This window comes from Streptomyces sp. G45 (assembly GCF_049542095.1).
Taxonomy (GTDB): Bacteria; Actinomycetota; Actinomycetes; order Streptomycetales; family Streptomycetaceae; genus Streptomyces.
In genome coordinates this window covers 2,304,576-2,317,782 of record NZ_JBMUZU010000001.1, presented here as the reverse complement: position 1 = coordinate 2,317,782, position 13,207 = coordinate 2,304,576, and the positions used below count along the sequence as shown (strand labels likewise).

The following is a 13,207-nucleotide window of genomic DNA, read 5'->3' as shown; positions in this document are numbered from 1 at the left end:
TCAGCCCGGTGCTCAGCTCAGGGCGAAGCTCTTGACGGCCGTCAGGATCGGGACGAGGACGTAGTCGCCGTTGCCGGGGCCGCAGTCCGGGCGGGTGTCGGCCGTGCGGGAGACCTTCGTGCCCGTCCTGTACCGCGTGTCGGGGGCCGTCACCACGCTCGTCAGGTGGCTGCGCAGCCGCTCCGAGTAGTACACGCACTGGTGCAGGTTGAGGTAGCTGCCCGCCGTCAGGTCCAGGGCCAGGGCGCCCGTCAGGCCCGGGTTGGGGACGTGGCTGCCGTTGCCGGGACCGCAGGTCGGGCTGGTCTCGGGGGTGTTGGAGACCTTCGTGCCGGTGGAGTAGCGGCCGTCGCCGCTGGGCGTGACCAGGGTGGTGAAGCGGTCGGTGCTCGCGGCGCGGTAGTAGTCGCACTGCTGGAGGTTCAGATAGCGCCCCGTGGCCAGGTCCAGCGCCTTGACGCCGTGCAGGACCGGGACGGGGTCGTGGTTGCCGTTGCCGGGGCCGCACTGGACGGTGGTGTCGGCGGTGGCCGCGATCCTTGTGCCGGTCGCGTACCGGTTGTCGGCGCTCGGGGTGATGAACGTGCTGAAGTGGTCGTCGAGCGAGGCCGCGTAGTACGCGCACTGGTGCAGGTTCAGATAGCCGGAGGCGGCGGCACGGCCGCCCTCACCTGGTGTGGCCGCCGTGGCTGTCGCCGTGGTGAGGGCGGCGCACAGGCCGAGGGCCGTGGCGAGCGCGAGCTTCCGGGCGCGGCGGAGGGTCCGTCGTGTCATCACGGGTCTCATCCCATTCGTCTGAGGACTTCGTTCCCATGGCGCCCCACGCGTCAGCTATGACCATCCCAGAGCCACCCTCCGCGCCACCATCCCCCGATCCAGCGATTGCGCCCACGCCCCCGCACGGCTAGGAGGGGCCCGGTGTCGGCTCAGGACTCCAGCAGCGCCGCGAGGTCGATCTCGACGGGGAAGGGGAGTTCCGTGCTCAGCTTGTCGTGGTGCACGGGGTGCATGGGGGCGGGGATGTACGCCCGGGTCTCGGCGTGCTGCCAGTAGTCGTGCACGGCCAGGCGCCTGTCCCGGTCGAGTTCCACGCGCCAGTAGCACGGGACTTCGGCCTCGGCGAAGAGGGCGGGCTTGAGGATGCGGTCATCGTGACGGGAGCCGGGGAGACCACCTCGACGGCCAGGGCGACCTTGTTGACCGGCACGCACTCCATCTCGAACAATTCGAGCCCTCGGGGGTCGAAGACGATCACGTCGGGCTTCACGACGTTCTGGCCGTCGAGCATGACGCACTGCTCCAAGACGACCTTGTAAGGATCGGGGCGAGCTGCCTTGAGTGCGTCCGCGATGCTGTCCCGAGTCCAGTTGTGCCAGAACTTGGTCCGCCCACGAACCACGATCACTCCGTCCACGAGCTCCCAGTCGAAGGGCAGCTCCAAGTGCTTGACCTGGTCGAAGGTCCAGCCGTCGGCAGGCGGGTACATCCAGTTCTCTTCGGTGGCCCGCTGCTGCCGCTGCGTGGTCGTCACTGCTCCCATGGGGGCGAGTGTGGACGCGGGTACGCGCCGTGGTTTTACGTACGACAGTACCGTCACCCGAAGTGATGACGGGCGAGGCCGGGGACGCGTCGTGCCCCGGCCTCACCTGCGGTGACTACGCGGGGAAGCCGCCGTACGGCACGGTGATCAGCTCCATGGCGTGGCCCGACGGGTCCAGGAAGTAGACGCCCTTGCCGCCGTCGTTGCGGTTGATCTCGCCGGGGTGCTTCTGGTGCGGGTCGGCCCAGTGGGGGCGGTGCTTGATCTTCTCGTACGCCGCGTCGAACTCGGTCTCCGAGACCAGGAACGCGTAGTGCTGCGGCGTGATGTCGGGGGCGGGGATCGTGGCGTAGTCGAGTGTGACGCCGTTGGCGAGGGCGACGGGGATGAACGGGCCCCATTCCGGGCCGACTTCGAGTCCCAGCAGGTCCGCTAGGAACTCGGCGGACTCCCGGTTGTCCCGGGCGTGGACGATCGTGTGGTTGAGCTGAACGGACAAGGAATGCCTCCGAAGGCATCTCCCGCACCTCCATGCCTCACCCAGTCGGTGACCGGCACGCGATGCTGGCGGGGATCTTAGGCGGGGGTGCGCGGAGCTGTCGAGCCAGGGCCTGTCCCTGAGGGTGCGGGGCGGGCGACCGCGTCGAGGAGCCGCAGTTCCTTCTCGGCGAGCCGCAGTGTGCCCGCCGCCACGTTGGCGTCGAGGTGTGCCGGGTTGCCCGTGCCGGGGATGGCCAGGACGTGTGCGCCCTGGTGCAGGATCCACGCCAGGCGCACCTGTGCCGGTGAGACGCCGTGCGCGTCGGCGATGGCGCGGACCTCCGCGCGCTCGGCCTGGACGGCTCCCGCCTCGCGGCCCTTCCCGGCGATGGCGAAGAAGGGCACGAACGCGATGCCGTGCTGTGCGCAGGCGCGGAGCATCCGTTCGCCGTCGGGCACGTCGATGCCGTACCGGTTCTGGACGCAGACCACGGGTGCGATGGCCTGGGCCTGGGCCAAGTGCTCCGGGCGGGCGCCGGAGACGCCGAGGTGGCGGATGAGCCCGGCGTGCCGCAGCTCGGCGAGGGCCCCGAAGTGCTCGCTGATGTCGTCCTGGCCCATGACGCGCAGGTTGACCACGTCGAGGTGGTCGCGGCCGAGCTGGCGCAGGTTCTCCTCGACCTGGCCGCGCAGCTGCTCGGGCCGGGCGGGATCGGCCCACGCGCCGGAGGCGTCCCTGGCGGGGCCGACCTTGGTGGCGATGACCAGGTCGTCCGCGTACGGGGCGAGCGCCGAGTTGATCAGTTCGTTGGCGGAGCGCAGCCGGGAGAAGTAGAACGCCGCGGTGTCGATGTGGTTGACGCCGAGTTCGACCGCGCGGCGCAGCACGGCGAGGGACCGGGCCCGGTCGCTGGGGGTGCCCTGGTGGAAGGCGGCGCTGCCGGTCAGGCGCATGGCGCCGAAGCCGAGCCGGTGGACCGTGAGGTCACCGAGCAGCCACGTTCCCGAGGCCGCCGCGGAGACCGTGTGCGACGTCGTCTCGTCCTTCAACTCTTCCCTCAACTCCATCCGGTCGGCCCGCGCCGCCCGCTCGTTCGCGGCGGCGCGGCCCTGGAGTATGCGCAGGTGACAGGCGTGACGGGAAGGCGGGGAGCGGCGGGGGAATGTCACGTCCCGGACGGGAACCCCGAGGGTGCGCGCCACGTTGTCACTGGTGAGGCGTCCGCCCCTCCGGTTCCTGTGCGCGCCGGGCCTCGGCGAGGGTGTGGAGCGCGTCGATCTCCTCGTTCTGGTTGAGGTACGGGCTCGCGCGGCAGTACGCGAGGACGTGCGCGTGCGCCTCGGGGGTGCCGATCGCCACCAGGCCGCGCATCGCGGCCGCGTAGACGGGGCCCCACACGCCGGTGTGGGTGAGGAGCGAGGCCAGGGGCGCGACGCACTCGGGCGTGCCCCGCGCGCTCAGCGCTTCGGTGGCGGCCACTTGTGCCGGGTACGGCGCCTCCGCCGACGTGGCGACGCGCCCCAGGGCGAGGGTCGCCTCGGCTTCGGGGCGGTCCCGGAGCGCCGCGACCAGGTAGTCGGCGATGTCCTCGCGCACACCGTCCGCGAGGGCGGTGAGCACGGGCAGCGCGGGGGCGCCCACGCGGTGCAGGGCGCGCACGGCGGCCACCGCGGTCTCGCGTGCGGTGCCGGGCCCCGCCAGCGCGCCGAGCGTGTCGGCGGCCTCCGGCACCGGGAACCCGGCCAGGGCGTCCACCGCCCGCGCCCGCACCGCCTCGTGCGGCGCGCGTAGGCAGGCGAGTACCACCGGCAGCGTCTCCGGCGCCCCGATCAGGCCGAGGGCCCGCACCGCGCGGGCGCGGACGGTGCCGGGCTGCGCCTCGTCCTCCGCCAGGGCCGCGAGGGCCGCGGCGGCCTGAGCGTGCCGCAGGGTGCCGAGCGCGTCCACGGCGGTGGCGCGCAAGGCCGTCGCCGCTTCGCCGTCCGCGACCACGGCCAGCAGCGGCGGCGCGGCCTCCGCGCATCCGGCGAGCCCCAACGCCCGTGCGGCGCCCCGGCGTTGGGCCGCACCCCGGTCCGCATCGGTGAGCAGTGCCAGCAGCTCCCGCACGGGCGGCTCCCGGAAGCGGGCGACGACCTCCGCCACGGCGTCGCTCACCTGCGCGTCCCCCAGCGCCTCCAGCAGCACCTCGGTCGCCGCCGCGCCCGCGTACGCGCCCAGGGCGCGGGCCGCCGCCCGGCGCACGGCCGGTACGGCCGACTCGCGCAGGTGGTGGACGAGCAGGGCGTCGTACTCGTCCGGGTTCGGCATGTCGAAGAGGTCGGGGCGTTCCGCGACGCGGGCGCAGACCGCGATGACGGCGCGGGCCGGGCGGTCGGGGTGGCGGGGGAGCGCGCGGCCCCGCGCAGGAGGCCCCACAGCTCGTACCGGCCTTGCCCGGTCCGGGAGAGCAGTTCGGTCGCGAGGCGTGCCGTGTCGGGGTCCGGATCGCGCTGCGCGCGTTTGAGGAAGCGCTCGGCGTACGAGTCCTGGAGCGGCGGCGGCCACGCGGTGCCGGGCAGCGCGTGCAGCGCCTCGACGGCCGCGCGGCGCAGGCCGGTGCCCGACTCGGGGGAGTCCGCGAGGAACAGCAGCGCGGCTCCCGCCCGGGGGTCGCGGATCGCGCCGAGCGCCCGCACCACGGGTTCCGCCCGCCCCGGCAGGAACTGCCAGAGCGCCGCGAGCAGCGGCGGCACGGCCTCGGGGGGCCGCAGCCGGGCCAGCGCGTCCAGGACCGGCTCCGACCTGAACCAGTCGGTCAGCCGTCGCTCCAGCAGGTACAGCATGCCGTCGACGGCCTCCGACCCGCCGATCTCGGCCAGGGCCCGGCATGGCGCCTCATCGTGGTGTCCGTCGCCGTCCTCCGCCAGCAGCGACAGAAGGGCGGGCACCGCGCGGCGGTCCCGCAGCCGCCCCAGCGACCGCACGGCCTCCCACCACGCCCCCCGGCGCGGCTCCTCCCGGTCCCAGACGCAGCCGATGAGCGTGTCCACCGCCTCGTCCGTCGCGAAACCGCCCAGCAGCCGGGCCGCCGCCCCGGCGACGATGTGGTCCTCGGCCCGCGCCGCCCGGCACAGCCCCGCGCCGTCGCCCTCCAACCGCATCCGCACCAGATCAGCGATCGACGGCGCCCCCTCCACTCAGGCCCCCCGGCCCTCGGGCTCGCCGTCGGACATCGCCACGTACAGCGGCGTCCCGATGACGACCGTCAGCTCCCGCCCGCCCTCCAACTCCACGCTCCCGCGCATCAATTGCCGCGCCAGGAACTCGCAGTACACCGGCGGCACGGTCAACGCCTCCGCGAAGTGCAGGACTTCGTGCACCGCGTGCCGCTCGCCCGGTCGTTCCTCCTCCCGCCAGCCCGGCCCGAGCTGGTACTCCCACTCCGGCGGTACGTCCCGCAGCAGTTGGAACAGCGACGGCAGCGCGGAGTGTCCGACGCGGTGCATGTCCGGCGCCGGTTCGTAGCCCACCAGGTGGTGGGCCGAGCCGATCAGCGCCACCAGGGTGTCGCCGTCCTGGCCGGTCATGAAGGTGGGGCTGTTCGCGTCCCCGTACCCCGCGATGCGCAGCGCCAGGTCGCCCCTGAACCAGGCCGTCGGCTCCGACATCCAACTGACGTCGAACTCCCGCTCCAGGTATGCCTCTACGAGGTTCAGCTTGTCGTACGCGGTCGCGTCACCGCGCGGCGACTGCACGGCGAGGCTGAGCACCTTCAGGTCGACCTTCGCCTCGACAGCGAGCCGCCGCGCCAGCGTGGGCGGGATCTGCGCGTACAGCATGTCCACCTTGGCGGTGGAGATGTAGATGTAGTAGCGCATGCGGTGCGGTCAGATATCGCGGTGGGTTCGGGGGATGGGGAGGAAGGCGGCCCAGGTGGCGGGGGTGACGATGAGCTGACCTCTGCCGGGGTCTTTGGAGTCGCGTATGTGGACGGCGGCGGGTTCGGTGGCGACTTCGAGGCAGGACTGGCCCTCACTGTCGCTGTAGCTGGACTTGAACCATGCAAGTCCAGTGCTGCTGTTCATCGCTCTCCTAGCAACCGGTCCAACAGGTGTTGGGAGTCCTCTGGGTTGAGGGCCTCAGCCCGCAGCATCCCATATTTGCTGGCCAGGATCGCCACCTCGCCTGGGTCGGCGATCAGGTGGCTGCCGCGATGGGTTTCGCTGTAGACGAGTCGCTGGTAATCGGGTGTTTCCAGCACGGTGAATGGGCTGCTGATCGAGGGGGCGATGGGGTGGCTCATCGGCAGGATCTGCAAGCAGACGTTCGGAAGGTCGGCGTACTCTCGCAGGTGGCGCAGTTGCTCGGTGTGCGCACGGTCCCCACCCACGCGGCTGCGCAGCGCCCCCTCCCAGATCACAAAACTGACGTTCGGTGGATTCTTGCGGTGCAAGATCTCCCGCCGCGCCATACGCTCGGCGACAAGTTCCTCGATCTTTTCCTCGGTGAATGCCGGAATGCGGAGACGGAAGAGCGCTCGCGCGTAGTCCTCGGTCTGAAGCAGTCCGGGCACCAGCAGGGTCTCGTACCATTCGAGCACGATGGCCTCTCGTTCCTGATCCCGGTACTCCTCGGCGTACCGAGGAATCAGGTCGATCTCCGGCATGTGCTCGACGGCCGTTTCGAACGTCCGATGGGTGCCCAATAGCTCGTCGAACTTGACCGCCAGGTCCACCTTCAGCGGCCGCCGCCCCTGCTCGATGGAGGCGATCTGGGCCTCGCTGAGCTTGAACTGCGCTGCCAGGGATCTCTGGGTGTACCCAGCGCGCTCTCGATGGAGGGCGAGAAGCGCCCCCACCATCTTCATCGCTGTCGCGTTCTTGCGTGCTCGCCGCTTTGGCCTGCTCATGTGCCCTAGCTCCCCATCAACACCGGCTGGTTCACGCTCGTAGCTCGTACAACTGAGATGTACGAGTCCAAGTACTGCCGGTCGGACCTGGAGCGTTGTGACTCTCGTCACGTGAGCAGTGAAACTCCCCCCATGCCCCTCCAAGAACGCTTTTACCGACGGGAGCAGCAGGCGATCCCGGCGGCTCGGGCCTTCACGCGGGCCAGCTTGGCGGCGTGGGAGATCAGTGACCGCGTGGACGACATCACGCTCTGCGTCAGCGAGTTGGCGACGAACGCCCTGGTGCACGGCGTCCCGCCAGGGAGGGGCTTCCGGCTCCGCCTGTTCCGGGACGGCGGCGGCGTACGCGTGGAGGTCCACGACAGTGGCGACGGCTGGCCCCGGCTCACCGAAGGGGGAGCCGATGAATCCGGCCGTGGCCTCCTGCTGGTGGCGGCCTTGGCCGACAAGTGGGGCGTGGCCGAGCGCAGCCCCGGCAAGGTCGTGTGGGCCGAGTTCGGCTGACGAGGGCGGCGTCCCTTCTGGGGGGCGGACCGGCGTTCACTCCGCCCGAGAGGGGTGCATGGCTTCCTACGACCGAAACAACGGCTCGCGTCCGCCCGGGTATCTCGACCCGGAAGGACACTGAGACGCGCCGAAGGGTTTCGCTGCTGCCGGGGACCCCGGGGGTGGCGAGATGGTCGAAGGCGGTGCCCGAGGGGAACGTTCCCGTCATTCTGAGGCGGGCCGAGTGCGGGGATGTGATGTGCCACGAGATCGCGTCCACCCATGACACGGAGTGTTTCGTGAGGTGTGCGGGGACCGTCTCGGCGTCCTCGCCGTAGTTCTCCACCTCCAGGCTGAGCAAGGACACTTCGTCACAACTCACCCTGGTGTACTCGTAGACCAGCCCTGTCATGGCTTCCCGACCCGGGAGTGGGACGACACCGGTTCGCCCGTGACTCCAACCTAGCCACCGCCCAGCACAGTGGCGGCGGCCCGCACCCCCCGCCCCGTGGCGGGGGCAAGGAGACACGGGCCGCCAAGCGTCGCGTCAGCGCACACGCGGCGCGTCAGCGCAGCAGCTCCACCTCCGACAGGGTCGCCCGGCCCCCGGTGAAGACCAGCCGGTACTTCACGTACATGCCCGGCTTGGCCACCGTGAACGGGCGGGTCTGGCGGTCCCAGGCGAAGGACTGGCCGGACCGCTTGTCCACCGTCGTCCACGTCTCGCCGTCGCGGGAGCCCTGGAGCACCCAGCCGCGCGGCGCCTTCGCGCGGTCGGCGGACGTGAGGGTGTACTGGACGGCCTTGGTGCGGCCGGGCACCGGCACCACCACGGAGGACGCGTCGGCGTACGTCGCCGAGGAGTTGTCGAACAGCTCACCCTCCACCCGCGTCGCGTCCTCGCGAGGAGACGGCACCTTGTCGTCGTCCGTGACGGACACGGGGTGGCCCGCCTTGCCCCAGGAGGACGGCTTCGGGCCCATGTCGAACTCCAGGACGCCGCCACGGGCGATGGCGCTGTGCGGCAGGGCAGTTGACGTCCACTTCTTGCCGTTGACGCGCAGCCCCTGCACGTACACGTTCTTCGCGCTGTTCTTGGGAGCCTTGACGACCAGCGTGCCGCCGTTGTCCAGGTGGACCGTCACCTTCTTGAACTGCGGCGAGCCGATCGCGTACTCCCCGCTGCCCATGACCAGCGGGTAGAAGCCGAGCGAGGAGAAGAGATACCAGGCGGACTGCTCGCCGTTGTCCTCGTCGCCGTGGTAGCCCTGCCCGATCTCGCTGCCGGTGTACAGGCGGGACAGCACCTCGCGGACCTTGGCCTGCGTCTTCCAGGGCTGGCCCGCCGCGTCGTACATGTACGCGGCGTGGTGCGCGACCTGGTTGGAGTGCCCGTACATGCCCATCCGCACATCACGGGCCTCGGTCATCTCGTGGATGACGCCGGGGTAGGAGCCGACGAACTCCGGCGACGCGGTCTCCGGCGTCGCGAAGTACGTGTCGAGCTTCTTCGCCAGGCCCTTGCGGCCGCCGTAGAGGTTGGCGAGGCCGCGCGAGTCCTGCGGGGCGGTGAAGGCGTAGCCCCAGGCGTTGGTCTCGGTGTAGTCGTGGCCCCAGACGCGCGGGTCGAACTTGTCCGACGGGACGCGCCAGGCGCCCTTCTTGTCCTTGCCCTGGAAGAACCCGGCCTTGGCGTCGAAGAGCTTCACGTAGTCGCGCGCCCGGTTGAGGAAGTACGCCGACTCCTCCCGGTAGCGCTTGTCACCGGTCTTCTTGTAGAGCGCCTGGCCCATCTTCGCGATGCCGTAGTCGTTGAGGTAGCCCTCAAGCGCCCACGACAGGCCCTCGTGCGTCTCGGACGGGGTGTAGCCGAGGAAGGGGGAGGTGGTCATGCCCTTGCGGCCGTAGCCCGGCTTGTCGGGGGCGACCGTCGCGTTCTTCACGGCCGCGTCGTACGCCGCCTTCGCGTCGAAGCCGCGCACGCCCTTCACATACGCGTCGGCGAACGCCACGTCCGAGGACGTGCCGGTCATCAGGTCCGCGTAGCCGGGGGAGGACCAGCGGGAGGTCCAGCCGCCGTCCTTGTAGTGCTGCACGAAGCCGTCGACCAGCTCCCCGGCCTTCTTGGGGGTGAGCAGGGAGTACGCGGGCCACGTGGTGCGATAGGTGTCCCAGAAGCCGTTGTTGACGTACGGCTTGCCCTCGACGATCTTCGCGCCGGTGTGGGTGGGGGTGTCGGGGTGGGGCTGCTTGGTGAACGGCGAGGCGTACTTGTACGTCCCGCCGACCTTCTCGAAGCCCGAGTTGGGGTAGAGGTACAGCCGGTACAGGCTGGAGTAGAGCGAGGTGCGCTGGCCCTCGCTGGCGCCCTCGACCTCGACGCGGCCGAGGATGTCGTCCCACTGCTTCTGCGCCTGCTTCCTGACCTGCGCGAAGGTGGTGCCGCCGGGTATCTCCGCGTCCAGGTTGGCCTTCGCCTGGTCGACGCTGATCAGGGACGTGGCCAGGCGCAGCGTGACCGCGCGGTCCTTGCCGGGGGAGAAGCGGAGGTAGCCGGTGGCGTCCGTGGTGCCGCCGCCCGTCAGCTTGCCGCCGCCGGTGACCGGGCGGTCGAAGGTCCCGTACACGAACATGCGGGTCGCGCCCGTCGACAGGCCCGACTTCACGTCGGAGTAGCCGCTGACGATCCCCTTCTCCTTGTCGAGGGTCAGGCCGACCTTGTGGGTGGTGTCGCCCGTCTTCTCGATGTTGTCGAAGACCACGCTCGCGTCGTCACCGGGATAGGTGAACTTGAACATCGCGGCGTGGTCGGTCGGCGTCATCTCGGCCTTCAGGCCGTTCTCGAAGGTCACGCCGTAGTAGTGGGGGCGGGCCGTCTCGTTCTCGTGCCGGAAGGGCAGCGCGCGCCCCGACCGCGAGGCATCAGGAGTGCCCTTCGCGGCCGACGGCATGAGCTGGAACGTCTGCCGGTCGCCCATCCAGGGGCTCGGCTCGTGGCTGGCGCTGAAGGCCTGCAGCGTCGGCAGGTTGTCGTCGTTGTTGCGCCGGGCGTAGTCGTACAGCCAGTCCAGGCTGCCCGCGTTGGTCACCGGCGTCCAGAAGTTGAAACCGTGCGGGACGGCCGTCGCGGGGAAGGTGTTGCCGCGCGAGAAGCCGCCGCTGGAGTTGGTGCCGCGCGTGGTGGACGCGTAGTCGGAGGGGTGCGCCTTGGGCTTCGGTGGCGCCTTCTCCTTCAGGGATATGTCATCCACCCAGCCCCGGAACTTCACCGGCCCCTTGGGGGAGTCGTACGCGACCAGGATCCGGTCCACGGTCTTCCCGGCCGCGACCTCGCCGATCCGGGAGGCCACGTCGTTCCACTGGTTGACGTACAGCACCTTCGCGTCGCCCTGCCCGCGCGGGGTGAGCGGAAAGCCGTGCTGGTCGGTGGCGCCCAGCCCGCTCAGGTACGTGCCGTCGGTGAAGGCCAGGTCGACGGCGACGTTCGTGGCGTCGTACGGCGCCTTCGCGTACTCCTCGTCGTCCATCGACGGGAACACGCGGTAGCCCAGCTCGGTGTCCCGGCCCACCTTCACATCGACGTCGAAGACCTTGTTGTACGAGTAGCCGCGCCCCTTCGCGGTGTGCGTGCCCGCGTAGCGCAGGGCCTGCTTGCCGGTGAAGCCCGCACGGGCCTTGGCCGTCGGCGACCCGGCCGGGCCCCGGTCGACGGCGCTCTGCATGTCGTCGGGCGGGGCGGGGGTGTCGGAGCCGCCGACGGAGAGCTGGAGGTCGGCCAGCTGGATCTCGTCGCCGCCGTTGTTGGCGGTGATGTCCAGGCGGAAGTGCTTGTAGGCGGTGTCGCTCGTGAAGTCGTACGCCTTGGTCTGGAACCGCTCGCCGAAGGTCTCGCCCTCGCGCTTGTCGAGGTCCTTCCACTCCCGGCCGTCCACCGAACCCTGGAGCGTCCAGCTCTTCGGGTCGCGCTGGGCGTGGTCGTTGGCGGAGGTCAGCGCGTACCGGACGACCTTCGTCGGGGCGTCCAGGGTGAACTCCACCCAGCCCGACTTGGCGAACGTCAGCCACTTCGTGGTCTTCTCGCCGTCGACCAGGTTCTCCTTCACCTCGCCGGAACCCGCGTGCTCGCCGCTCGCCCTGACGCCCACGACGCGGTCGTTGACGCCGCCGGGTATCCCGGCGGTGTAGCCGCCGTTCACACCCCCGGCCCGCTTGGTGCCGTCCGGCCCGGTCTCGACGGTGTTCAGCCAGTCCGGCGCGGGCTCGCCCGCCTCGAACGAGGAGCTGAACTCCCGCTCGGCGCGCGGCTGTTCCCCGGGCCGCGCGACGGCGGCACCCTGCGAGGCGGCGACGACGGCCAGCGCCGTCACCCCCAGCAGCAACCCCCCGCCCGGCCCGCGCCCCCGACGTCTGTACCGACGTCCGTACCCCATCCCTGACTCCCTCCCTGCCCCTTCGGGCGCATCTGGACAACGTTGTCACGCGGCTGCGCAGGGTCCAGTAGGGCGGCAAGTGACGAGTGGTGTCAAGGGTGTTGCCGGTGCGGAGAGGCACCCCCTGGCGGCGGGGTGCCTCTCGCGACCGGCGGAGAGTGCTTCGCGGGCCCGGCCGTCAGCGGCAGAGGGCCCTGTCCACGACGCGGTCCATGCCGTCCTTGACCGCCTGGCCCGGCTGCGTGGTCACGGCGACGTTGACGGAGCGGAACGGCTCGCCGTGCTTCAGGACGACGCCGCCACGGGTCTCGTAGCCCGTCATGCTGCCGCCGTGGCCCCAGGAGACGCCGCCGCACGACAGAGGCGTCTTCACGAGCCCGAGGCCGTACCGGGCCCCCTTGGGGAAGGGGTACTTGGCGCGCACGGTCCGCTGCATCTGCTTCAGCTGGGGGCCCTTCAGCAGGCGCCCGCCCAGGAGCGCGGAGTAGAACCGGTTGAGGTCGGAGTTCGTGGAGACCAGTTGCCCCGCCGCCCACGCCCAGGACGGGTCCCACTCCGTGGCGTTGACGAGCGGCGCGTCCGGCGCGGACTGGTAGTAGCCCTCGGGGTGGCGTTCCCTGAGGGTCGCGTCGCCGGGGGCGGGGAAGTAGGTGTGGCGCAGTCCGGCGCGCTTGATGACGCGCCGGTCGATCTCCTGGGCGATCGTGTGCCGGGTGACCTTCTCCACGATGAGGCCGAGGACCAGGTAGTTCGTGTTGGTGTACTCCCACTTCCCCTTCTCGCCGGGCTTGAAGTGGGCCGTGTGCTTCAGGGCGCGGTCCAGCAGCTCGCGGGGCTCGTAGGGGCGGATGTCGTCGTCGAGGTACTTGGTGTAGTCGGGCAGGCCGCTGCGGTGCTGGAGGAGGTGCCGGAGGGTGATCTTCCGTCCGTCGATGCCGCCGTCGCCGCGCAGGACCCCGGGCAGATAGTCGTGGACCGTGGCGTCCAGGCGGAGCTTGTGCTCGCCGACGAGCTGGAGCACGACCGTCGCGGTGAACGCCTTGGTGTTGCTGCCGATCCGCACCTGCCCGTCCCGGGGCACCTTCGCTCCGGTGGCGAGGTTCCCGACGCCCGCCGTGTAGGCGCGGGTGCGGCCGTCGCGGTCCGTGACGCTGGCCAGGGCGCCGGGCACGCTGTCGGGGCTCACCAGGGCGTTCAGGCCCTGCTGTACGGGGTCGGGCTGTACGGGGTCGGGGGAGGCCGTCGCCGAGGGTGCGAGGGCACCCAGGGTCATCAGTGCGGCTGCCGCCGTGGCCACGGCCGGGACGGCGGGGCGTCGGCCGCTCGGCCACCGCCGGGACGGGCGGGGGTTCCGCGGTGCCTGCTCACGCATGGGTCAA

General features: G+C 70.9%; 12 protein-coding genes and 1 pseudogene. 1 reads left to right on the top strand and 12 read right to left on the bottom strand.

Translation table 11 applies throughout. The features are described from left to right. Positions 1–12 precede the first annotated feature (12 nt). The 10 genes and pseudogenes from ACOBQU_RS09295 to ACOBQU_RS09250 form a co-directional block, all read right to left on the bottom strand. Positions 13–774, bottom strand: coding sequence for a hypothetical protein (locus tag ACOBQU_RS09295; protein WP_423625706.1), 762 nt, complete (start codon positions 772–774; stop codon positions 13–15). Between the two features lie 152 nt (positions 775–926). Then, positions 927–1,091 carry a hypothetical protein gene (locus ACOBQU_RS09290; protein ID WP_423635015.1) on the bottom strand — a complete coding sequence of 55 codons (165 nt, stop codon included), beginning with the start codon at positions 1,089–1,091 and terminating at the stop codon, positions 927–929. A 131-nt stretch (positions 1,092–1,222) separates the two neighbouring features. Then, positions 1,223–1,486 (bottom strand): annotated as a pseudogene (locus ACOBQU_RS09285) (Uma2 family endonuclease); the annotation flags it as partial. Between the two features lie 169 nt (positions 1,487–1,655). After that, the gene (locus ACOBQU_RS09280) at positions 1,656–2,039 is read right to left on the bottom strand and encodes a VOC family protein (protein WP_423625704.1); all 384 of its coding nucleotides are present in this window, start codon (positions 2,037–2,039) and stop codon (positions 1,656–1,658) included. A 77-nt stretch (positions 2,040–2,116) separates the two neighbouring features. Then, a complete protein-coding gene (locus ACOBQU_RS09275; protein WP_423634362.1) occupies positions 2,117–3,088 on the bottom strand; it encodes an oxidoreductase in 972 nt (323 codons plus the stop codon). A gap of 139 nt (positions 3,089–3,227) precedes the next feature. After that, positions 3,228–4,265: a HEAT repeat domain-containing protein gene (locus ACOBQU_RS09270; protein WP_423634360.1), complete on the bottom strand. Its 1,038-nt coding sequence runs from the start codon at positions 4,263–4,265 to the stop codon at positions 3,228–3,230. Continuing rightward, positions 4,175–5,200: a HEAT repeat domain-containing protein gene (locus tag ACOBQU_RS09265; protein WP_423625702.1), complete on the bottom strand. Its 1,026-nt coding sequence runs from the start codon at positions 5,198–5,200 to the stop codon at positions 4,175–4,177. Before ACOBQU_RS09265 ends, ACOBQU_RS09270 begins: the two co-directional genes overlap by 91 nt. Continuing rightward, the gene (locus tag ACOBQU_RS09260) at positions 5,201–5,881 is read right to left on the bottom strand and encodes a DUF7019 family protein (RefSeq protein ID WP_423625700.1); all 681 of its coding nucleotides are present in this window, start codon (positions 5,879–5,881) and stop codon (positions 5,201–5,203) included. A gap of 9 nt (positions 5,882–5,890) precedes the next feature. Next, positions 5,891–6,088: a DUF397 domain-containing protein gene (locus ACOBQU_RS09255; protein WP_423625698.1), complete on the bottom strand. Its 198-nt coding sequence runs from the start codon at positions 6,086–6,088 to the stop codon at positions 5,891–5,893. Then, positions 6,085–6,912 carry a helix-turn-helix domain-containing protein gene (locus tag ACOBQU_RS09250; protein WP_423625697.1) on the bottom strand — a complete coding sequence of 276 codons (828 nt, stop codon included), beginning with the start codon at positions 6,910–6,912 and terminating at the stop codon, positions 6,085–6,087. The genes ACOBQU_RS09255 and ACOBQU_RS09250 overlap by 4 nt, the downstream gene beginning before the upstream one ends. A 132-nt stretch (positions 6,913–7,044) precedes the next feature. On the opposite strand from ACOBQU_RS09250, the gene ACOBQU_RS09245 reads away from it, so the two are divergent. Continuing rightward, positions 7,045–7,416 (top strand): ATP-binding protein, encoded by a 372-nt coding sequence (locus tag ACOBQU_RS09245; protein WP_423625695.1) that lies wholly within the window; start codon positions 7,045–7,047, stop codon positions 7,414–7,416. Positions 7,417–7,964: 548 nt separating this feature from the next. Here ACOBQU_RS09245 and ACOBQU_RS09240 read toward each other — a convergent pair. Both ACOBQU_RS09240 and ACOBQU_RS09235 read right to left on the bottom strand, forming a co-directional pair. Continuing rightward, positions 7,965–11,828, bottom strand: a complete 3,864-nt coding sequence (locus ACOBQU_RS09240) for a GH92 family glycosyl hydrolase (RefSeq protein WP_423625694.1) — start codon at positions 11,826–11,828, stop codon at positions 7,965–7,967. Between the two features lie 178 nt (positions 11,829–12,006). After that, positions 12,007–13,200 (bottom strand): serine hydrolase domain-containing protein, encoded by a 1,194-nt coding sequence (locus ACOBQU_RS09235; protein ID WP_423625692.1) that lies wholly within the window; start codon positions 13,198–13,200, stop codon positions 12,007–12,009. Positions 13,201–13,207: the final 7 nt, after the last annotated feature.

Bases quoted from the DNA above. Each gene is read 5' to 3' on its own strand.
- ACOBQU_RS09260 (WP_423625700.1), bottom strand. From the start codon at position 5,881: ATGCGCTACTACATCTACATCTCCACCGCCAAGGTGGACATGCTGTAC.
- ACOBQU_RS09295 (WP_423625706.1), bottom strand. From the start codon at position 774: ATGACACGACGGACCCTCCGCCGCGCCCGGAAGCTCGCGCTCGCCACG.
- ACOBQU_RS09255 (WP_423625698.1), bottom strand. From the start codon at position 6,088: ATGAACAGCAGCACTGGACTTGCATGGTTCAAGTCCAGCTACAGCGAC.
- ACOBQU_RS09250 (WP_423625697.1), bottom strand. From the start codon at position 6,912: ATGAGCAGGCCAAAGCGGCGAGCACGCAAGAACGCGACAGCGATGAAG.
- ACOBQU_RS09275 (WP_423634362.1), bottom strand. From the start codon at position 3,088: ATGGAGTTGAGGGAAGAGTTGAAGGACGAGACGACGTCGCACACGGTC.
- ACOBQU_RS09245 (WP_423625695.1), top strand. From the start codon at position 7,045: ATGCCCCTCCAAGAACGCTTTTACCGACGGGAGCAGCAGGCGATCCCG.
- ACOBQU_RS09240 (WP_423625694.1), bottom strand. From the start codon at position 11,828: ATGGGGTACGGACGTCGGTACAGACGTCGGGGGCGCGGGCCGGGCGGG.
- ACOBQU_RS09235 (WP_423625692.1), bottom strand. From the start codon at position 13,200: ATGCGTGAGCAGGCACCGCGGAACCCCCGCCCGTCCCGGCGGTGGCCG.